Source organism: Thermomonas beijingensis (genome assembly GCF_020034655.1).
Classification (GTDB): domain Bacteria; phylum Pseudomonadota; class Gammaproteobacteria; order Xanthomonadales; family Xanthomonadaceae; genus Thermomonas; species Thermomonas beijingensis.
The window spans coordinates 44,240-66,398 of record NZ_JAIQDJ010000007.1 but is presented as its reverse complement, the minus strand read 5'-3'; the positions used below and the strand labels follow the sequence as shown (position 1 = coordinate 66,398).

Genomic DNA, 22,159 nt, shown 5'->3' with positions numbered 1-22,159 from the left:
GAATGCACCTTAAATAGTGGGAAATGCTTTTGAAAGGCGGTGCACCATGTTCAGTAAAGATCTCGAGCTCACCATTGGCAATTGCTACAAGCGCACCCGCGAGGCGCGCTATGAGTTCATGACGGTTGAGCACCTGCTATTGGCATTGCTTGACAACACGTCAGCAGAATCGGTGCTGCGTGCGGTGCACGCCGATATTCCCAAGCTTCGCGATGAGTTGAACAATGCGATTGAAGTGTCGGTGAACCGTCTGGCCGATGGCGATGCACGCGATACTCAGCCTACATTGGGCTTCCAGCGCGTACTCCAGCGCGCGGTGTATCACGTGCAGTCCTCGGGCCGCAAAGAGGTCACCGGGGCCAATGTGTTGGTGGCGATTTTTGGTGAAAAGGATTCACACGCAGTGTACTTCCTCAATCAGCAGGATGTGCATCGGCTGGACGTGGTCAATTACATCAGCCACGGCATCGCTAAACATGAAGACGAACCCACGCCGCCGCCAGCAGATGCTGATCACAAACCCGACGCGGGCGAGACCGACGCCAAGACCGACCCGCTGAATGAGTTCACCAGCAACCTCAACGAAGCCGCATTGGCCGGCAGGATTGACCCGCTGGTGGGCCGTGCCGAAGAGGTGGAACGTACCATCCAGGTCTTGTGCCGCCGGCGCAAGAACAATCCGCTGTACGTGGGCGAATCCGGCGTGGGCAAGACGGCGTTGGCCGAAGGCCTGGCCAAGCGCATCGTGGATGGCGAAGTGCCTGCCGTTCTTTCCGAGGCCGTGATTTACGCACTGGATTTGGGCGCCTTGGTGGCCGGCACCAAATACCGTGGTGATTTCGAAAAACGCCTGAAATGCGTGCTGGCGGCACTGAAAAAATTGCCACATGCAATCCTGTTCATCGACGAAATCCACACCATTATTGGCGCCGGTTCGGCCAGCGGCGGCACCATGGATGCGTCCAATCTGATCAAGCCGGTGCTGGCCAATGGTGAGCTGCGCTGCATTGGCTCAACGACATTCCAGGAATATCGCGGGGTGTTTGAAAAAGACCGCGCACTGGCGCGGCGTTTTCAGAAAATCGATATCACCGAGCCCACCGTGGCCGAGGCGGTGCAGATTTTGTTGGGACTGAAACCGCGCTACGAAGCGCATCACGAGGTCAGCTACGCCGACGATGCGATCCGTGCGGCAGTGGACCTGTCGGTCAAGCATATCGGCGACCGCCTGCTACCGGACAAGGCCATCGATGTGATCGACGAGGCCGGTGCACGCCAACGCTTGCAGTCGCCGGAAACGCGCAAACACCTGATTGACGTGGAAGAAATCGAAACCATCGTGGCCAAGATGGCGCGCATTCCGGCCAAGCAAGTCAGCGCCTCCGACAAGGACGTGCTGCAGCATCTCGAACGCAATTTGAAGATGGTGATCTTTGGCCAAGACCCGGCCATTGCCACCTTGGCCAGTGCAATCAAATTGGCGCGCTCAGGGTTGGGCAACCCCGACAAACCGATCGGCAATTTCCTGTTTGCCGGCCCCACCGGCGTGGGCAAGACCGAGGTGACGCGCCAACTGGCGATGCAACTTGGCATCGAGCTGATTCGTTTTGATATGAGCGAATACATGGAGCCGCATTCGGTGTCGCGCTTGATTGGCGCGCCTCCGGGCTATGTGGGTTTCGACCAAGGCGGGCTGCTGACCGAAAAAATCGTCAAGACGCCGCACTGCGTGCTGTTGCTGGATGAAATCGAAAAAGCGCACCCCGACATCTTCAATATCCTGTTGCAGGTGATGGACCGCGGCACGCTGACCGATACCAATGGCCGCGAAGCCAATTTCCGCAATGTCATCATTGTGATGACCACCAACGCCGGTGCCACCCAAGCGGCGCGCCGCAGTATCGGTTTCACCAAGCAAGACCACAGCCCGGATGCAATGGAGGCGATCAGGCGCAGCTTCACGCCCGAGTTCCGCAACCGGCTGGATGCCACCGTGCAATTCCAGGCCCTGAGCTTTGACCACATCTTGCGGGTGGTGGATAAATTCCTGATCGAGTTGGAATTGTTGCTGCACGAAAAACACGTCGCCTTGTCGGCCACGCCGGCCGCGCGCGAATGGCTAGGCCAAAATGGCTTTGACCCACTGATGGGCGCACGCCCGATGGCGCGCTTGATCCAGGACAAGATCAAGCGCCCGTTGGCCGACGAATTGCTGTTTGGCAAACTGGTGAGCGGTGGCCGGGTGACCTTGGATGCGGTGGCGGGCGAATTGGCGCTGGACGTGCAGGCTGAACCGGAAAAACTGCTGCCGGCGTTGGTGGAATAGCCGCGTGCCAAAGGCGCCACCCGGATGAGTACGCTGGCGCGTTTGCAATTGCTGCGCATCGGCGATGTGGTGGCGCAGGCCGCTGCGCATGCCGATCACTGGCTGACCGAGGCCGAGCGCCAGCGGCTTGCGGCCATGCGTGCGCAAGCGCGACGCGACAGCTTTATCGCCGGGCATTGGCAGGCCCGCCAGTTGGCAGCGCAGCAGTTGGGGGTCGCGTGGCAGCGCATTACGCTACACACGCATCCCGATGGTCGCCCACGGTTGTGCGCCGATGCCAGCGATGCACCGTTGCAGCTGTCCATCAGTCACAGCGGTGACTGGTTGGTGCTGGCGGTGGCCGAAGCTGCCGTTGGCGTGGATATCGAACTCCCACGCCGCACCCGGAATTGGGATGCACTGGCAGAGTTTGTCTGTTCACCTGATGAGCTGGCCTATCTGCAACAGCAGCCCGCAGCGCTGAAGCAAGCTGCTTTCCACCAATTGTGGACACTCAAAGAAGCCCACGGCAAATGGAGCGGCGAAGGCTTGCAGCCCAAGCAGGCGCAATTACTGACCGCCCAGCCGACCGGTTCTGCCCAGGCTGACGCCTGCACGTGGTTGTTTGCGCACGGTGCGCTGGCCGTGTGCGGGCCAGCCGCCAGTCAATGGCGGGTGGAAGGCGCAGCAGCCATTGCTGCCATGGTCGGCGCACCCGACTACTGGCGCTATGTGGCCTCAGGGTGCCGTGCCAGCCACGCCGCCAGCGCCTGACGGTAGTACGTCAACTCTTCCGAGTAAGTATCGTTCACGCAGGGGGCGCAGCCGCTATCGCAGCAGTCACTGGGCAGCGGTGGCTCTGGCGGCAAGGGGCGGGGATCGTCGGGGGTGGTCTGGATGGTCATTTCAGCCCATTATCCATGTCCGCTCGGCTGCGTCCGGCCGTGCAGGTAAACCAGTGTGGGATTCCAAGGCCAGCACGGTTCAGCCGCGCCGCAGCCCTTTCAGTGCATCGGCCAGCGCGGTATTGAGTGCCGGTGCTGCTTGCTGCGGGCGAGGGGCAGGGCGTGCGCCACGGTCCTGGTTTCGGTCATTGCCGCGCACCGCGTTGCGGTCGGCGCTGCGGGGCTGCGCTGGGCCAGGTTCGTCGCTCATGCGGCAGGTGAGTGCAATGCGCTTGCGTGCAACATCCACTTCCAACACTTTGACCTTGACGATGTCGCCGGCCTTGACCACGTCGCGCGGGTCTTTCACGTAGGTGTCGGACAGCGCCGAGATATGCACCAAGCCATCCTGATGTACGCCAATATCGATGAACGCACCAAACGCCGCGACGTTGCTGACCACGCCTTCCAGCACCATGCCGGGGCGCAGATCCTTGATGTCTTCCACGCCGTCGGCAAACTGCGCGGCCTTGAACTCGGGGCGCGGGTCGCGGCCAGGTTTTTCCAGCTCTTTCAGGATGTCACGCACGGTTGGCTCACCGAAGGTTGCATCGGTAAATTGCGCAGGCTTGAGCGAACGCAAAAAGCTGGCATCACCGATGATTTGCTTCACCGATTTGCCGCCGGCGGCCAGGATGCGTTCCACCACCGGGTAGGCTTCCGGGTGCACGGAGGAGGCATCCAACGGCTGCTCGCCATCCATGATGCGCAAAAAACCTGCGCACTGTTCGAAGGTTTTATCGCCCAGGCGCGGCACCTTCAACAATGCCTTGCGTGATTTGAATGCACCATGGGCATCGCGGTGCGCCACGATGTTTTCTGCCACCGTGGCCGATAGCCCGGACACCCGCGCCAGCAGTGCGCTGGAGGCGGTATTCACGTCCACACCCACGGCGTTCACGCAGTCTTCCACCTTGGCATCCAGCGCACGCGCCAGCCGGTATTGATCCACATCGTGTTGATACTGGCCCACGCCAATGGCCTTGGGTTCGATCTTCACCAATTCCGCCAATGGGTCTTGCAAGCGGCGTGCAATCGAGACCGCACCACGGAGCGACACATCAAGATTGGGGAACTCCTTGGCTGCCAATTCCGAAGCCGAATACACCGACGCACCGGCCTCGCTGACCACAATTTTCTGCGCCTTCAATTCGGGCGCCCGCTTGAGCAGATCACCGGCCAGTTTGTCGGTTTCGCGTGATGCGGTACCGTTGCCAATCGCAATCAGTTGCACGTTGTGTGCACTGCACAGCTTGCGCAGCGATGCCAACGATTGATCCCATTGCCGGCGTGGCTCGTGCGGGTAGATGGTGTCGGTGGCCACCAGTTTCCCGGTGGCATCCACCACTGCAACCTTGACTCCGGTGCGCAGGCCAGGATCCAGCCCCAGCACCGCTTTCGGGCCAGCGGGTGCAGCCAGCAACAGGTCTTTCAGGTTGTCGCCAAATACTGCAATTGCTTCGCCTTCGGCTTTTTCGCGGGCTTGATTGAACAAGTCCAGCAGCAAATGCATATGGATTTTGGCGCGCCATGCCAACCGCACTGCATTGCGCAACCAAACATCCGCAGCGCGGCCACGCACTTCTATCCCGGCATGCAAGGCAATCCGGCCTTCGGCATACAGATGACCGGCTTCGGCATCGTTGCCGGGGTCAAGGTCAAGCTGCAAAAACTCTTCACGGCGACCACGCAACAGTGCCAACAAACGGTGCGATGGAATCCTTGCCAGCGGCTCTGCGTGGTCGAAATAATCGCGGAATTTTTCACCCGCCAACTGTTTGCCTTCCACCACCTTGGCGCGAATCACCCCTTCGCGTGACAGCCAGTCGCGCAGCTCACCCAGTAGCGCCGCATCTTCACCCCAACGTTCAATCAGGATGGCGCGTGCGCCTTCCAGTGCGGCCTTGGCATCAGCCACGCCTTTTCCCGCATCCACAAACGCAGCGGCAAATTCCTCCGGCACATGGGTTGGGTCCTGGATCAAGCCGTCGGCCAGCGGTTCCAGTCCGGCTTCGCGTGCGATCTGGGCGCGGGTGCGGCGCTTCTGCTTGTAGGGCAGGTACAAATCTTCCAGTCGCGATTTGCTGTCGGCAGCCAGGATGTCGGCGCGCAACGCGTCGCTGAGTTTGCCTTGGTCTTCAATGCTGGCAAGGATGGTTGCGCGGCGATCTTCCATCTCGCGCAGATAGGTCAGCCTTGTTTCCAGATTGCGCAGTTGGGTGTCATCCAGCCCGCCGGTCACTTCCTTGCGGTAGCGGGCGATGAAGGGCACGCTGGCACCTTCGTCCAGCAACCCTACCGCGGCCAGCACCTGCGCGGGTTGCGCGCTGATTTCAGAGGCAATAGTGGCGGCAATTTTGCGGGCGATGGCGGGGGAAAGCTCGGTCATGCGAAGGACAAACCAAAGGCGAACGGAACTGCCATTTTCGCCCTGTTCCGGCCGGCGCGTAAGCTTGACAGGCTGGCGTTTGCATGCAAACGCGGCGTGCGTTATTGACAGGAGCGACCGCTGGTCGCGACTGCTCTGCCACCAAGCCTGCCGCACGCAGGGCGCGCTCCTGCCGGGGCCAAGGTTACAAAAACCGGTCCAGCAGCTTCTTGCTGTTGCGATCCAAGGCAGCCAGATCTTGGATCAGATAATGCACGCCGTGGCTATCGGCAATCAGCAGGGTAGTGGTGCTGATGCGGCGGATATCGTCTTCGGCTTTCAGGGTGAAGGTGGTCTCGCCGCGATTGGTGGCTACTGTCCATTGGCTGGGCGTTACAAAGCTCGACACGCTGACGATGCGTTCGATTACCGGCATGAATTCGCGCTGCGCAAGTTCTGCCTCGATGATTGCCTTGCGCGAAGCATCCAGTGCAGACAGGCGCGGGACCCACACCAATTCATGACCGTCATGTCCCACCAGCGAGACGCCTTCATCGGGTGCAGCAATCGGAAATGCACGCACCGGTACTACGCCGCCATGCGTGCTGCCATCACCCAAGGTGAGTTGCAGCTGGCCAAAGGCATCCTCGGCCAAGGTGAAATCAAGATCACTCACGGTTGATGCCTCCCAGCGTGAGTTCCGCCAGTTGATCTTCCTGATCCACATTGCGCAACTGCGCTTGATACAGCCGCCAATAGGCACCTTGTTGGGCCATCAGCTCATCATGTGGCCCAACTTCGACAATGCGTCCGCGATCCATCACCACCAGACGGTCGGCCTTGCGCAGGGTGGACAAGCGATGGGCAATGGCAATGGTGGTGCGGCCCTTGACGAGGTTGTCGAGCGCGCGCTGGATTTCCTTTTCGGTTTCGGTATCCACCGCCGAGGTAGCTTCGTCCATGATCAAGAAACGCGGATCAATCAGCAATGCGCGTGCAATCGAAATGCGCTGCCGTTCGCCCCCCGATAGCCCTTGCCCGCGTTCGCCAACCAGCGAATCGTAGCCATGCGGAAGGCGCAGGATGAACTCATGCGCGTGTGCGGCGCGGGCAGCAGCTACGATCTCGTCACGGCTGGCATCGGGTTTGCCGTAGGCGATGTTTTCGGCAATGGTGCCGAAGAACAGGAAAGGTTCTTGCAGTACCAGACCGATATGCCGGCGGAAGTCCGCAATCGCCAGCGAACGAATATCCACCCCGTCCACCAGCACCGCGCCCTCCGTCACGTCATAAAAGCGGCAAATCAAATTGACCAATGTACTTTTGCCGGAGCCACTATGACCCACCAAACCAATCATTTCGCCGGGTTGGATATGCAGATTCAAGCCACGAATCACGCCGCGGTTGCCATAACGAAAGCCCACATCGCGCAAGGTGATCGCGCCTTGTACAGCGGGCAGTGACACCGGGTTGGCCGATTCCGGCACGCTGGAAACGTGGTCGAGGATGTCGAAAATGCGCTTGGCACCGGCAGCGGCCTTCTGCGTGGCTGAAACAATTCGGCTCATCGAATCCAAGCGCGTATAGAAACGCCCGATATAAGCCAAAAATGCGGTGAGCACACCCACCGTGATTTGGTGCTTGGAAACCTGCCAGATGCCAAATGCCCATACCACGATCAAACCAAGCTCGGTGAGCAGTGTGACCGTCGGGGTAAACAACGACCACACCTTGTTGAGTTTGTCGTTGACTGCCAGATAGTGACGATTGGCTACACGGAAGCGATGAACTTCGCGGCCCTCCTGGGCAAATGCCTTGACCACGCGAATACCGGGGATGGTGTCGGCCAGCGCGCTACTCAGTTCAGACCATGCGCGGTCGATTTTTTCAAAACCGTTGCGCAGCTTGTCACGCACCAACTGGATCATCCAGGCGATCAATGGCAATGGCAGCAAGGTCACCAACGCGAGTTTGGCGTTGATCGAAAACAGGATCCCTGAAATCATCGCCAGCATCAGTACATCGGTGGCGAAGTCGAGCAGGTTCAGCGACAGGTACAGGCAGATGCGGTCAGATTCCGAACCAATGCGCGCCATCAAATCGCCAGTGCGCTTGGCACCGAAATATTCCAGCGACAACTTCAATAAATGCTCATAGGTGACGGTACGCAGATCACAGCCAATGCGCTCGGATACCAGCGCCAGAATATAGGTGCGCGCCCAACCCAGAAGCCATGCCACCAGTGCCGACCCCAAAATGCCAGCCAGCAACAGCAGGACAAATTGATGATCAATGTCACTGCCGTTTTGAAACGGGATCAACACCTTGTCCATCAACGGCATGGTGAGATACGGCGGCACCAAGGTGGCACCGGTGGAAGCCAAGGTCAGCAAGAAGCCCGCCAGCAGCGGCCATTTGTAAGGTCGCGCAAACCGCCAGAGCCGCAGCAGCGTCCATGTGGACGGTGGCGTGTGCAGCTCGCGTACGCAGGTGGGACATTCGTCCTCACCGTCAGGCAATGGGGCTTTGCAAATCGGGCACAGGGTGTCATCGTCATCCACCGGCTGCGCGCCCTGCAGGCTGTCCAGTTGGCGCTCGAACAAGCCCAGTAAGCGCAGCGCAGCGACGTTCTGGTTCAGGGTGAAGCGGCAATGCAATAGCCGGGCTTTGGTATCCAGCAATTCAATCAGACCCACACCGGCATGATCGCCATGCCGCAGTTGCAAACCGGGGGCCAGTGGCCACGCTTGCCAACCCTGCGCGTGCGGCATGTGCGCGAGCAAGCGTTGATCGGTCAGTACCAATACGCCATCAGCAAAGTGCAGGTCCTCATCCAAATCCATCGTGAAGGCACTTAGTACGGCCTCATCCGGCTGCAATTGTTGAACAAGCTGATGCAGCCACTGCTCCGTCAGCCCGTGGCGCTGGCCACCCAGCCTGTCGATGGCTGCGTGGGAAATGGGAAGTGAGGTGGCTACGGCTGACATAAGGATCTTTAAATTATCCGTAACATGACGGAAAAGCGTGGCTGGGGTAGGCTGAATGCGTACCCTGAAGCATGGCAGTATAGCGAGGGCACGCGGGGTGTCGGTTGAGAGCACCACACACCCTTCGGAGCATCCCGCAGGCGGCTTGTTTGAATTTTCGATGATGACTTATGAAGCACAATGAGATCACGTTTCAGCGGGTCACCTACTTGCGCGGCCCCAGTCTGTGGACGTATCGCCCGGTGCTGGAAGCTTGGGTGGATATTGGTGATCTGGAAGACTATCCATCCAACAAGCTGGATGGTTTTACCGACCGCTTGATTGCTTGGCTGCCCGGCCTGCACGAGCACCGCTGCAGCGTGGGTGCCACCGGTGGCTTTGTGCAGCGCCTGCAAGAGGGCACTTGGCCTGCGCATATCCTCGAGCACGTCACCATCGAATTGCAGAATTTGGTGGGCATGCAAACCGGCTTTGGCAAAGCGCGCGAAGCCGGACCGCGTGGCATCTACAAAGTGGCGATCCGGGCGCGTGAAGAAACCGTGGGCCGCGCTGCACTGGCGCTTGCCCGTGATTTGCTCATGGCGGCCATCAATGACACCCCGTTTGACCTTGACGAGCGCCTGCAACCGCTGCGCGAACTGGCCGACCGCCGCTTGCTGGGGCCCAGCACCGCGGCGATTGTGGACGCCGCCACCGACCGCGGCATTCCGCATCTTGGGCTGACTGAAGGCAATCTGGTGCAATTGGGCTATGGCAACCGCCAGCGCCGCATCTGGACGGCGGAAACCGAGCACACCAGCGCGATTGCCGAAAGCATTTCGCGCGATAAAGACCTCACCAAAACCCTGCTCGCAAGTTGTGGCGTGCCGGTGCCGGAAGGACGCGTGGTGAAGAGTGCGGACGATGCATGGGAGGCCGCCGAAGACATCGGCTTGCCGGTAGTGGTCAAACCCACCGATGCCAATCACGGGCGCGGTGTGTTTGCCGACCTGAAAACCCGCGCCGAAATCGAAGTCGCTTATGCCGGCGCGCTGGAGGAAGGCAGCGAGGTGATCGTGGAGCGCTTCATCCAGGGCGTTGAACACCGCATGTTGGTGATTGGTGGCAAGTTGGTGGCAGCCAACAAAGGCTTCACGGCGGAAGTAGTGGGCGATGGCCAGAACAACATTCGTGAATTGATCGATTTGCAGATCAACAGTGATCCGCGGCGTGGAGAGGAAGAACACTTCCCGCTGGAAACCTTGCTGCTGGAGCGCGAGCCAATTGCCCTGCACGAGTTGCAGCGGCAAGGCTTTACCCCCGAATCGGTTCCACCGGCAGGCCAGACCGTGCTGATCTTGCGTCACGGCAACATGGCGTTTGACGTGACCGACGAAGTGCACCCCGATGTTGCCGCAGCCGGCGTGCTGGCTGCGCGTGTGGTGGGCCTTGATATCGCCGGTATTGATCTTGTCACCGAAGACATCGGCAAGCCGCTGAGTGAAACCCGGGGTGCGATAGTGGAAGTCAATGCCGGGCCCAGTCTGCTGATGCATTTGAAGCCGGCCATCGGCAAGCCACGGCCGGCAGGGCAGGCTATCGTTGAGCATTTGTTCCCTGCAGGTGAAAGTGGGCGGATCCCCGTGATTGGCGTATTGGGCCGGCGTGAGCCGGCCTTGCTGGCCAGTTTGATTGCACGGTTGTTGCACCTCTCCGGCCGCCATGTGGGTTTGGCTTGCAGCGCCGGCTTGCAGCTGGATCAACGGGTGTTGGATACGCGTCCCAATAATCATTTTGATGGCGGCGAGCGGTTGCTGATCAATCGCGCCATTGATGCGGCAGTGATCGAAACCAGCACCCGCGCCATCCTTGCCGAAGGCTTACCGTACGACCGCTGCCAAGTGGCGGTGCTCACCGATGCCGATGCGGATCCCGCACTGGCCGAATTTCATATTGACTCGCCCGAACGCTTGTTCAACGTACTGCGCACGCAAATCGATGTAGTGTTGAAAGGTGGTGCAGCGGTGCTCAATGCGTGTGAGCCAGCGGTTGCCGAGATGGCCAAATTCAGCGATGGCGAAGTGATGTTCTACGCCATGCAAGCAGATGCCGCGCCATTGGCCGAGCATTTGAGCGAAGGCGGGCGCGCCGTGTTTGTGCGCAATGGCGCGATTATTCTGGCCACCGGCAGCAATGAAGAACCGCTGGCAAGGCTGTCGCGGTTTGATTTGACTTCCGCATCGGCCACTCCGGCACACCTCGAAGCAGTGCTGGCCGCAATCGCCGCATGCTGGGCGCTGGATGTGCCGGTGGATCTGATTCCTGCAGGCATCGAACATTTTGAACAGGAATTGGCGGCTGCCGCCCGTTCCATTGATACGAAGGGCGCGTGATGGAGATTTCACGTATCCGGGCCCTGCGCGGGCCCAACCTGTGGACCCGACGCACCGCGATCGAGGCCATCGTCACCCTGTCCGAGGGCGAGCGCCCATTGGCGGGCATGCCCGGTTTCGAAGATCGTCTACGCGAACGCTTTCCCGAGCTCGGGTTTCTGCGTGCCACGCATAAGTCCGACACGCTGACGCTGGCGCATGCGCTGGAAGTGGCCGCGATTTGCCTGCAAGCACAAGCCGGTTGCCCGGTCACGTTCAGCCGCACTGCCAAAACGGTACAGCCGGGCGTATTCCAGATTGTTGTTGAATACAGCGAAGAAGCCGTGGGCCGGTTGGCTTTGCAACTGGCCGAGCAGCTCTGCCTGGCTGCACGTGCCGATACGTCATTCGATCTGCAAGAAGCATTGCGGCGACTACGCGATCTAGACGAGGAGGTGCGGCTGGGGCCAAGCACCGGCGCGATTGTCGAAGCGGCTATCAACCGCAGCATTCCGTGCCGGCGATTGACCGGCGGCAGCTTGGTGCAGATGGGTTGGGGTAGCAAACAGCGCCGCATCCAAGCCGCCGAAGTGGACCGCACCAGCGCGATTGCCGAAGCCATTGCACAAGACAAGGCGCTGACCAAAAAACTGCTGCGCGCCGCCGGCGTGCCGGTACCGGAAGGGCGGCCAGTGCATAGTGCCGACGATGCGTGGACCGCCGCGCAAGAGATCGGCTTGCCGGTAGTGGTCAAGCCGCTGGACGGCAACCAAGGCAAGGGCGTGACGGTCAACCTGCGTGGTGAAGCCGAAATCCGGCGTGCGTTTGAAGTAGCGCAAGGTTTCCGCGATGACATTCTGGTGGAACGCTACCTGCCGGGTGGCGATTACCGCCTGCTGGTAGTGGGCAATAAATTGGTCGCCGCTGCCCGTCGTGAGCCGCCGAATGTGCGTGGCGATGGCATCCACAGCGTGCGTGAGCTGGTACAACAGGTCAATGCCGATCCACGCCGTGGAGAAGGCCATGCGACGTCGCTGACCAAAATCCGTTTCGATGAAATTGCGCTAAGTACGCTGGAAAAACAAGGCCTGCACGCAGAGTCGATTCCGGAAAAAGGCCGGCGCATCGTGCTTCGCAACAACGCGAATCTTTCCACCGGGGGCACCGCCACCGATGTCACAGGTGATGTGCACCCCGAAGTGGCGGCACGCGCAGTGGAAGCCGCGCAAATGGTGGGGCTGGATATTTGCGGTGTCGATGTGGTGTGTGACAGCGTACTGCGGCCGCTGGAAGAGCAGGGCGGCGGTATCGTGGAAGTCAATGCCGCACCGGGCCTGCGCATGCACCTGTCGCCCTCGTTTGGTAAAGCCCGTGATGTGGGCAAAGCGGTCATTGATCATATGTTTGCGCCGGGCGAGAACGGGCGCATCCCGGTGGTGGCCGTCACCGGTACCAATGGCAAGACAACCACGGTGCGTTTAATCACGCACCTGCTGCGCACCAGTGGTTTGAGTGTGGGTATGACCAATACCGATGGCGTGTATGTCAATGCGGTGCAGGTGGATTCGGGTGACTGTTCCGGCCCACGCAGCGCCCGCAATATTCTGCTGAATCCCACCGTGGATGCCGCCGTATTCGAGACCGCACGCGGCGGTTTGCTGCGCGAAGGGTTGGCGTTTGACCATGCTGATGTGGCGGTGGTGACGAATATTGGGGTCGGCGATCATCTGGGCTTGAACTTCATCACCACGGTGGATGACCTGGCGGTACTCAAGCGCGTGATCGTACGTAATGTGGCCAAGAATGGTTATGCGGTACTCAATGCCGCCGACCCGATTGTGGCGGTCATGGCGACACAGTGCCCCGGCAAGGTGATCTTTTTTGCCGCAGACCCGGAACACCCGGTGATCACCAGCCATAAAACCCAAGGCGGGCGCGTGGTGTATGTCCACAACGGGGATGTCGTGGCGATGGAAGGCGCGTTCGAAACCCGCTTGCCACTGGCTGGCGTGCCTCTGACCCGCAACGGCACGATAGGTTTTCAAGTCGAAAACGTGATGGCTTCGGTGGCAGCAGCGTGGGGCTTGGGGCTGAGTTGGAATGCAATCCGGCAGGGCTTGGCCAGCTTCCAGTCCGACACCGGCAACGCGCCGGGGCGCTTCAACGTGATGGATTATCAAGGCGCCACCTTGATTGCCGATTACGGCCATAACCCGGATGCGATGCAGGCGCTGGTGGCCGCGATTGAAAACATGCCGGCGCGTCGGCGCAAGGTGGTGATCAGTGGTGCCGGGGATCGGCGCGATGACGACATTCGCGCACAAACCCGCATTCTGGGCGCGGCCTTCGATGAGGTCATCCTGTATCAGGATGCCTGCCAGCGTGGGCGTGAGGATGGCGAAGTGGTACAACTACTGCGCGAAGGCCTGCAAGATGCACCGCGCACGCAAGTGGTTGAAACCATCCAAGGCGAATTCGCAGCGATTGATCATGCGTTGGCCAGCTTGCAGCCGGGCGAGTTGTGCTTGGTGCTGATCGACCAGGTGGAGGAATCCCTGGCGTATTTGCAACAGCGCGTGGCCGCCGCCCGCTAACCGCACTGCACACACAATCGACCCATCATAGGCGATCTTCGCACCAGTCACTAAGTGCAGATGGACAGGCTGTTGGCGGTGGCGGCGGCGTGCCACACTGCCAAGCTGACGCGATGGCTGGAGTGGTGCAATGAAGCTGCAAGCTGTACTGCGGGTATCTGCTCTGGCCTTGGCGCTGGCCATGGCCGGCAATGGATGGACGCAAACCGCGCCGATGACGCCGGATATCACCGGCAAGACATTCGTCGTACCAGAGCCGCAGCGCGACTTCACCAAGCGCGTGGTGATGGTGCCGATGCGCGATGGGGTCAAGTTGTACACGGTCATCCTGCTTCCCAAAGGTGCACACGATGCGCCCATCATTCTGACCCGCACGCCCTACAACGCCGCCAAACGTGCAGAACGCATCGACAACGCCACGCGCATGGTGGATGCGCTGCCGCAGGGCGATACCGCTTTTGCCGAAGATGGCTATATCCGCGTGTTTCAGGATATCCGCGGCAAGTACGGCTCGGAAGGCGATTACGTGATGACGCGGCCACCGCGTGGCCCGCTCAACAAAACCGGGATCGACAACAGCACCGATGCCTACGACACCATCGACTGGTTGGTCAAAAACATTCCGCAAAGCAATGGCCGGGTGGGCATGCTGGGCTCTTCGTATGAAGGCTTCACGGTGGTGATGGCCTTGTTGCAGCCGCACCCGGCATTGAAAGTGGCCGCGCCGGAAAGCCCGATGATCGATGGCTGGATTGGTGATGATTGGTTCCAGAATGGTGCCTACCGGCAGATCAATTTGGGTTATCTCACCGGCCAGACCGCAGCACGTGGGCCAGGTGTGGGGATGCCTCGCGCCACCAATGACGACTACACCAACTTCCTGCGTGCAGGCTCGGTAGGCGATTACGCCCGCGCTGCCGGACTGGAGCAGTTGCCGGCGTGGCACAAGCTGCTGGAGCACCCCAGCTACGACAGCTATTGGCAGCAGCAAGGCTTGGACAAACTGCTTGCCAGGCTGCCGGCTATCAACGTGCCGGTGATGTGGGAACAAGGGTTATGGGATCAGGAGGACATGTACGGCGGCAACCATGCGTGGGCGGCGCTGGAATCCAAGGACACCGACAACACCCGCAATTTCCTGGTGATTGGCCCGTGGCGGCACAGCCAAGCCAATTACGATGGCAGCAGCTTGGGGGATTTGAAGTTTGACGGCGACACCGCCCAGCAATGGCGGCGCAACGTGCTCAAGCCGTTCTTCGATCAATATTTGAAGACGGGCGCGCCCATCGCGAAGACGCCGCCGGTGTGGATTTACGATGCGGCAAGCAACCGCTGGGATACCTATCAGCACTGGCCGCAAAGTTGCGCACAGGGCTGCGCGCAGGCCTCGGTGCCGCTGTATCTGCATGCCGACCAAACCTTGCGTGGTACGCAGGACAACAGCGGCGCGCAGTACGCCGAATATGTGTCCGACCCCGCCAAGCCGGTGCCGTTTGTGCCACGCCCGGTGGATATGGGCGACCGCGCCACGTGGACCACGTGGCTGGTGCGTGACCAGCGCTTTGTGGATGGCCGCACCGATGTGCTGAGCTACACCAGTGCAGAGCTGACTGCGCCAGTGAAGCTGGCTGGCGTGCCGGTGGCGCATTTGTTCGCCAGTACATCCGGCAGTGACAGTGATTGGGTCGTGAAATTGATTGACGTGTACCCCGATCAATACCCGGATGACCCGAAAATGGCCGGCTATGAATTGCCGATTGCGCTCACCATTTTCCGTGGCCGTTATCGCGAAGGCTTCGATGCGCCCAAGGCGTTGGCATCGGATCAGCCGCTGATGTACAGCTTCGACTTGCCCAATGTGAATCACGTGCTGAAGCCGGGGCACCGGCTGATGGTGCAGATCCAGTCCAGCTTGTTCCCGCTGTACGACCGCAATCCACAGACGTATGTGAACAACATCTTCCTGGCCAAGCCGGACGATTACCGCAAAGCGACTCAACGCATCTGGGCCACGCCGCAACAGGCCAGTTTTATCAGCCTGCCGGTGGCAGCGGGGCACTTGCCGTGACCGTGCGCGGTTGACGCAATTGCACCAGCACCCCCAGCACCAGCCCCAGCGCCGCCATGGCCAGCATGTAATGCAATGGCGCGCTGGGGTTGCCCTTCATTGCCAAACTCAGCAGCACGGGGGTCAGACCACCGGCGATGGCATACGCCACGTTGTAAGCAAACGACAATCCGGAAAACCGCACGCTGGCCGGAAACCCGCCCAGTGCAATGGCGGGGATCATCGCGGTCAGGCCCACTGCACTGCCGGCCAGTGCATACAACAGGTGCGAGTATTCGCCGGCTTGGGCGCTTTGGTAGAAGGCGAAAAATGCCGCGCCAAGCAGCACACTCCACAATGCCAGCACGCGGCCTGCACCGAAGCGGTCGGCCAGCGCACCTGCAATCAAGTTGGCGGCCATTGCAGCCAGCACCGCCAGCGCATTCCCCGTCAGCGCATCGCTGCGAGATACCCCCATGCTTTGCAGGAAGGTGGGCATCATCAAGATGGTTACCACTACGGCAGCGGTGAGTAGCCAAGTCAGCAACATGCCGATGATGACGGCAGTGCCGTGATCGCGCAGCACGGATTTGAGCGGCAACCCTGCAGCCAATTGTTTTTGCGCCTGCAACTGCGCAAACACCGGGGTTTCGTGCAATTGCCGGCGCAGATGCAAAGCCAATAATCCGAATACGCCGCCTAGGACGAAGGGGATGCGCCACCCCCAGGCCAACAGCTGCGCGTCATCCAGGTTGGCGTTGACCAGCAGCGCCACCAGCGAGCCCAGCAAGATGCCAGCCAGTAGCCCGAGCGACAACGCGCCGCACGCAAAATTACGCCGACCCGGTGCCACATGTTCGCTGACAAACACCCACGCCCCCGGTGCTTCGCCGCCAATCGCCGCACCCTGCAAGATGCGCAGCAGCAACAGCAGGATCGGTGCCAGCACGCCAATCTGTGCATACGTCGGCAGCAGCCCCATCAACAAGGTAGGGATGGCCATCAGCAAGATGCTGAGCATGAACATCCGCTTGCGCCCGGACAGATCGCCAAAATGCGCCATCACAATGCCACCCAGCGGCCGCGCCAGATAACCGGCAGCGAAAATGCCGAAGGTCTGCACTTGTTTCAGCCAGCCGGGCATGTCCGCCGGAAAGAACAACGCCCCCATGGTGGTGGCGAAAAATACAAACACCACGAAATCGTAAAACTCCAACGCGCCGCCCAATGAGGCCAGGGCGAGGGTTTTGAGCTGGGGGCGGGTGAGTGCTGTGTGGTCGATGGGCGTGTGCATCACGCAAGCGTAGGGTATTTGCACCACGCTGTGGTGCATGCCAATTACGCCAACCAACGCCGCAACTGTTGGTACACCTCGATGCTGCTGAGCAGCCCGATATGGCCAGTGCCGGCCACCAGATATTGGTGCGCTTTGGGGATGCGCAGATTGCGGCGGGGGTCGCGGTGTTCGCCCAGGGCGCTGGCAATGGGCACCAAGCCGTCACCACGCGGATAGCGGCCGCCGCGGCCCGCTGCAATGGCTTGGGTGGAGGCTGCAACGGCGTAGGCGCGCAGGCCTGCCGGCAACGGCGGGTAGTCTGCATTCGGTGCGCCGATGCTGCCGTGTCGCAGGTCCTGGATGCCGATGCTGCGCAACCGTCCGATGCCCGTGAAGGGGGCTGTCCACGGCGTCAGGCCCAAGGTGTGTTGCAGCAGATGGCCGGCCCGTTCCAGCGGCGCGCCGTGATGCGGGGTACCCAGAAACACGACTTGATCGAGCTGTTGCAACCATGCTTGCGCGTTACGGCTGGCGTGCAGAATCGCGGCGCGTGTCACCAAGCCGCCCATGCTGTGGCCGAGGATGGCAAAGCGCTCCATCGGCACCGGCCAGCGCGCCAGCAATTGTTGCAACAACTGCGCGAATGCTTCGCCGTTGCTGGCGATCGACAGGCCGCTGTTGTAGTGCAGATGGACCGGCGTATAGCCATGCTCGGCGGCCAGTTGCGCACCGTGATCGTGGCCTTGCTGACGCCATTGCAGGTCGTTCATGCACAGCCCGTGCACCTGCACCAGCAGTTTGGGGGTTGCAAAGGGCAGGCTGGCGGGCCATGCCGCGTCATCCAGCGGCAAGACTTGTCCATTGCTGCGCAGGCAAGCGGACAACGCCAGGGAATTGCTGCTGGCCTGCAGGTGGTCACCCAACACGCCATTGAGTGCGGCCAGCAGGGCCTCACGCCGCGCTGATCGGGTGCCGGTTTGCGCAGCCAACGGCAGTTTGGCCAAGGCCGCGTCCAGCCCGCCACCCAGCCACTGCGAGGTGGTACGCACTGACGCGTAAGCAAGGCCCGCAATGCCGCGTGTGCGCGCACGGGTGGGTGCGCCCAGCAGCCGCGACGGCACGCCCAGGACATTGGCATGGACGTGCTCGGCCAGCCCGCTGGTGGCGGTGATGGCCTGCAGCAACAGACGCAACAGCCCGCGCAAATCATCACCCAGGGGTGCGGTTGAGGGCACTAGGGGAGTCGTGGCAGGACTGGCTGCAGGCGTGGTCATTGCGACAGCCTAGCGCTTGCAATCTGGAGTGATTGTTCCATTCTTGCGGCGGTGTTCACACCTGCGTGGTCATGCCGGCGTGGCGGACAAAAACAGGTCCTCTTGCGCCGGGCTGCCGTCGGCCTCGGCAAAGCCGGACAGCCCCACGCCCACTAACCGGTAGCGTGTCTGCACGGGCAGATCCACGCGCGCGCGCAGGGCACAGGCGATATCGGCCAGGGCCTGTTCCGAGGTGGGCGGTTCCGCCCCGGTCAAGCTGCGCGTCAGGCTGCGGAAGTCGGCCGTTTTCAGTTTCAGCACCACGGTGCGGGCGATGCGACCGGGGTGGCGCTGCCATTCCTTGCCATAGCCCTGCCATGTAGCGGCCGCCAAGCGACGAATATGCGGCTCCAGCGCGTCCAGCGGCAGATCCACCGGGAAGGTGTCTTCGCTGGAAATCTGCAAGGTGGCGCGCACGCTTTGCACCTCGCGCTGGTCGATCCCGAAGGCCAACTCATGCAGCCGTCGGCCCCAGCGCCCGAAGCGCAGTTGCAGCGGCTCCGCACCGAAGCTGCGCAGATCATTGCAGGTGTGGATGCCCAGCTCGGCCAGTTTGGCTTCCATCACCTTGCCCACACCCGGCAGCTTGCCCACCGCCAGCGGTGCCAAAAAAGCGTCCACCATTGTGGGTTTGACCACGAATTGCCCATTGGGTTTGTTCCAGTCGCTGGCGATCTTGGCCAGGAATTTATTGGGCGCGATGCCGGCCGACGCGGTGAGCTGGGTTTGTTCGAAAATTGCGCTGCGTATTTCTTGCGCGATGGCAGTAGCACTCCCCAGGTCACGCAGGGGCGTGGTGACGTCCAGATAGGCTTCATCCAGCGACAGTGGTTCGATCAAGTGGGTATAGCGTTCAAAGATGCTGCGCACCTGCCGGGAGACCGCTTTGTAGCGGGAAAAGTCCGGTGGCACGAACACCGCCTGCGGGCAGAGTTTTTCCGCACGCAGCGCCGGCATTGCCGAGCGTACGCCAAACGTGCGTGCCTCGTAGCTGGCCGCACACACCACAGAACGCGATCCTTTCCACGCCACTACGACCGGTTGCCCGCGCAAGGACGGGTTATCACGCTGCTCCACCGACGCGTAAAACGCGTCCATGTCCACGTGGATGATCTTGCGCTGCGGAGTGTTCACCGCGTTAGTTTAGAAGTTGCTGGCGGTCAGGTCAGCGCCAGAATGCAATCACATCGAAACCGGGATCTTGTGAGATGTCCTTCGCGGAGCTTCCGCTGCGCGGAGGGCGCGTTACATGTAATTCATGCCGCCCGTTAGCGAGTGTGCGCACATCGATCATCGCCAGCAGGGCGGGGCGGTCGGTGCGTGGGTCGCTGGAAATTTCATAGCGCAGTTCAGGCAGTGGCTTGCCGTCCAGCGTAACCGTGTGCAGTGCGGACAAGCAGGTCAGCCGTGTTTGTGCGGACTGTGCCCGGGTCTGCGGGCAACGCCGCTGCATCGCGGAAGTATCGCGATTGGGTTGGAACGGCACCACCAACTGTGCGTAGGCATCCTTGATGATCGCGGACTGCACATAGGGCACGGCATCATCCCGCGCAGGGTTGCGCTGGTCATCGTAGTGGGCACTATCGAGGGCCCGCACATCGCGTCCGGCAGGAAACAGTGCGTAATTGCCAAGCAAGGATGGCTCACGCTGCAGTGTCCCACTGAATATTGTCACCCCTAGTGCAAGGAACATCAGCAGCATAGTGGCAGTGAGTACTTTGCGGTCGCTGCTGTGGCTGCTCAGCAACGCCATCACCGGGTTGTTGCTGCGGCGAAAACCAAGCCTCGCATAGACTCCGAACATGCGCTGCAATAGCCGGTACCAACGGCTATTTGGCGTTAATGCACTACCGTACTTATGGTCAATCATTGCCGCTACTGCCGACGGCACCACCCAGAGCCCCATGAGCACGACCAGAATACTGCTTGGATCTAGTCGGCCGCCGCTCAGTGCGGCAATTATCATGGACAACCCAAGTATGCTGATCGCGGCGATTGAGATCACCACCACAAACATCGCTTGAGTGACTCCGACTGCAAACAAGATGGTGGCGCGGTTATCGGCGTTTTCGATGATGTCAGGGAATGATATTTCACGCGCTTGCTCCATCGCGCGTGCAATCGGGCCAATGCGTAGTTTGTCCCAGCGAATGCCATCGGGATACACCGAATGCATGCCCACCAAGGCAATCCAGCGCGCACGCAGCAGCAGATGCAGGACGAAGGTCAAGGCCAGAATCAGCGCCGCACTTCTGGCGTAGATGTACACCAGCTGCAGCACCGTTCGCCAGTCGGAATCAAACCGCGGGCGCAGCGCGAAAAACCGGTCATCCAGCCAGCCTGGCAATTGCAGCATGGCAAACACCGCAATACCGGAAATCAGTAATTCAACTTCCCACGTCGGAGTGGTGCGGCGTGACAGTGTGTGCGGGTTTTCGATGTCATTCATGCCACGCATGGTGCGTGGCAATCCACCTGTCTGACAAGCCCGTCACACCAGCCCGAACATGTAATAGGCCGCAATGACCACAAACACCGCCAGCGTCTTGATGCAGGTAACGGCAAAAATATCTTTGTAGGATTGGCGATGGTTCAGCCCGGTGACCGCGAGCAGGGTGATGACTGCACCGTTGTGCGGCAGGGTATCCATGCCGCCGGAGGCCATTGCGGCCACCCGATGCAGTACCTCCATCGGGATGCCTGCGGCATGCGCATTGGCGATGAAGGTGTCCGCCATCGCCGCCAGCGCAATGCTCATGCCACCCGATGCGCTGCCGGTGATGCCGGCCAGGGCGGTGACGGTCACCGCTTCGTTCACCAACGGATTGGGGATCGAACCCAGCGCGTGCGCCACCACCAAAAAGCCGGGCAGGGCGGCGATGACGGCACCAAAGCCGTATTCGGATGCGGTATTCATGCCGGCCAGCAGTGCACCGGAGATGGCGGATTTGCTGCCTTCGGCAAAACTTGCTTTGACCGGCTTCCATGCAAACAGCAGCACACAGGCGATACCGGCCAGCAGCGCGCCTTCTACCGCCCAGATCGCCGCGACTTTCGAAATTTCCTGCACCACCGGTGCAGGGTTGCCAATCACCGCCGGCACGAAGCTGGTGCTATCGCCGTAATGTTGGGGGATCCACAAGGTCAGCAGCTTATTGACCACACCGACCAGCAGCAGCGGCAAGATGGCGATGAGTGGATGCGCGAGTTTGCCACCGGCAAAGGCCGCCGGCTCGTTGCGCAGGCTGGCGGCATCGCCATAGCCCTCGCCGGCTTGCAGTGCGGCGCGGCGGCGCCATTCCAGATAGCTCATGCCCACGATCAGGATAAACACCCCGCCCAAACTGCCCAGCGTGGGCGCGGCCCAGGTGTTGGTGCCGAAAAACGTGGTGGGGATGATGTTCTGGATCTGCGGCGTGCCCGGCAGCGCATCCATGGTGAAGGTGAACGCGCCCAGCGCAATCGTGCCGGGGATCAGCCGCTTGGGGATATTGGATTGGCGAAATAATTCGGCAGCGAACGGATACACCGCAAACACCACCACGAACAGCGACACCCCGCCGTAGGTCAGCAGCGCGCACACCAGCACGATGGAGAGCATCGCCCGCTGCGCGCCCACCACGCGGATGGTGGCCCGCACGATGGCCTTGGAAAACCCCGACAACTCGATCACTTTTCCGAACACCGCGCCCAGCAAAAACACTGGAAAATACAGTTTCAGAAAGCCGACCATCTTGTCCATGAACAAGCCGGTGAACATAGGTGCCACCAGTTGCGGATCGGTCAGCAGTACCGCGCCCAGCGCCGCTACCGGCGCGAACAGGATCACGCTGTAGCCGCGGTAGGCCACCACCATCAGGAAGCACAGTGCGGCCAATACGATCAAAAACGACATGCGCCACTCCGGGCAACGGACGTTGGGCTGCGAGTGTCGTTGCCAATCGGGCGATGCAACATTGTCCTAACGTCCAATG

General features: G+C 60.8%; 14 protein-coding genes. 5 read left to right on the top strand and 9 right to left on the bottom strand.

Annotation, left to right across the window (positions count from 1 at the left end; all coding sequences use genetic code 11):
* Positions 1-46: 46 nt before the first annotated feature.
* Together clpA and K7B09_RS10975 are read left to right on the top strand one after the other, a co-directional pair.
* The gene (clpA, locus tag K7B09_RS10980) at positions 47-2,326 is read left to right on the top strand and encodes an ATP-dependent Clp protease ATP-binding subunit ClpA (RefSeq protein WP_223629507.1); all 2,280 of its coding nucleotides are present in this window, start codon (positions 47-49) and stop codon (positions 2,324-2,326) included.
* 24 nt (positions 2,327-2,350) lie between these two features.
* Positions 2,351-3,079 (top strand): 4'-phosphopantetheinyl transferase family protein, encoded by a 729-nt coding sequence (locus K7B09_RS10975; RefSeq protein WP_223629506.1) that lies wholly within the window; start codon positions 2,351-2,353, stop codon positions 3,077-3,079.
* Here K7B09_RS10975 and K7B09_RS10970 read toward each other — a convergent pair.
* The 4 genes from K7B09_RS10970 to K7B09_RS10955 form a co-directional block, all read right to left on the bottom strand.
* Positions 3,034-3,210, bottom strand: coding sequence for an oxidoreductase-like domain-containing protein (locus tag K7B09_RS10970; protein WP_223629505.1), 177 nt, complete (start codon positions 3,208-3,210; stop codon positions 3,034-3,036). The genes K7B09_RS10975 and K7B09_RS10970 overlap by 46 nt on opposite strands.
* A gap of 79 nt (positions 3,211-3,289) precedes the next feature.
* Complete coding sequence (locus K7B09_RS10965) at positions 3,290-5,638, bottom strand: Tex family protein (RefSeq protein ID WP_223629504.1); 2,349 nt, start codon at positions 5,636-5,638, stop codon at positions 3,290-3,292.
* 184 nt (positions 5,639-5,822) lie between these two features.
* Positions 5,823-6,293, bottom strand: coding sequence for a cyanophycin metabolism-associated DUF1854 family protein (locus K7B09_RS10960; RefSeq protein ID WP_223629503.1), 471 nt, complete (start codon positions 6,291-6,293; stop codon positions 5,823-5,825).
* Positions 6,286-8,604 carry a cyanophycin metabolism-associated ABC transporter gene (locus K7B09_RS10955; RefSeq protein WP_223629502.1) on the bottom strand — a complete coding sequence of 773 codons (2,319 nt, stop codon included), beginning with the start codon at positions 8,602-8,604 and terminating at the stop codon, positions 6,286-6,288. The genes K7B09_RS10960 and K7B09_RS10955 overlap by 8 nt, the downstream gene beginning before the upstream one ends.
* A 170-nt stretch (positions 8,605-8,774) precedes the next feature.
* Between K7B09_RS10955 and K7B09_RS10950 the strand changes: the two genes are divergently transcribed.
* From K7B09_RS10950 to K7B09_RS10940, 3 genes are all read left to right on the top strand, one after another.
* Positions 8,775-10,976, top strand: coding sequence for a cyanophycin synthetase (locus K7B09_RS10950; protein ID WP_223629501.1), 2,202 nt, complete (start codon positions 8,775-8,777; stop codon positions 10,974-10,976).
* Positions 10,976-13,549, top strand: a complete 2,574-nt coding sequence (gene cphA, locus K7B09_RS10945) for a cyanophycin synthetase (protein ID WP_223629500.1) — start codon at positions 10,976-10,978, stop codon at positions 13,547-13,549. The genes K7B09_RS10950 and cphA overlap by 1 nt, the downstream gene beginning before the upstream one ends.
* Positions 13,550-13,679: 130 nt before the next feature.
* Positions 13,680-15,617: a CocE/NonD family hydrolase gene (locus K7B09_RS10940; protein WP_223629499.1), complete on the top strand. Its 1,938-nt coding sequence runs from the start codon at positions 13,680-13,682 to the stop codon at positions 15,615-15,617.
* Here the strand turns inward: K7B09_RS10940 and K7B09_RS10935 are convergent.
* The 5 genes from K7B09_RS10935 to K7B09_RS10915 all read right to left on the bottom strand — a co-directional run bounded on the left by K7B09_RS10935 (position 15,583) and on the right by K7B09_RS10915 (position 22,080).
* On the bottom strand, positions 15,583-16,890 hold the full coding sequence (locus K7B09_RS10935; RefSeq protein WP_223629498.1) for an MFS transporter: 1,308 nt from the start codon (positions 16,888-16,890) through the stop codon (positions 15,583-15,585). The two genes, K7B09_RS10940 and K7B09_RS10935, sit on opposite strands and share 35 nt — an antisense overlap.
* 44 nt (positions 16,891-16,934) lie before the next feature.
* Positions 16,935-18,146: a lipase family alpha/beta hydrolase gene (locus tag K7B09_RS10930; protein ID WP_223629497.1), complete on the bottom strand. Its 1,212-nt coding sequence runs from the start codon at positions 18,144-18,146 to the stop codon at positions 16,935-16,937.
* A 69-nt stretch (positions 18,147-18,215) separates the two neighbouring features.
* Positions 18,216-19,319, bottom strand: a complete 1,104-nt coding sequence (dinB, locus tag K7B09_RS10925) for a DNA polymerase IV (protein ID WP_223629496.1) — start codon at positions 19,317-19,319, stop codon at positions 18,216-18,218.
* A gap of 31 nt (positions 19,320-19,350) precedes the next feature.
* A complete protein-coding gene (locus K7B09_RS10920) occupies positions 19,351-20,634 on the bottom strand; it encodes a hypothetical protein (RefSeq protein ID WP_223629495.1) in 1,284 nt (427 codons plus the stop codon).
* A gap of 42 nt (positions 20,635-20,676) precedes the next feature.
* On the bottom strand, positions 20,677-22,080 hold the full coding sequence (locus K7B09_RS10915; protein WP_223629494.1) for a GntP family permease: 1,404 nt from the start codon (positions 22,078-22,080) through the stop codon (positions 20,677-20,679).
* Between the last annotated feature and the right edge of the window lie 79 nt (positions 22,081-22,159).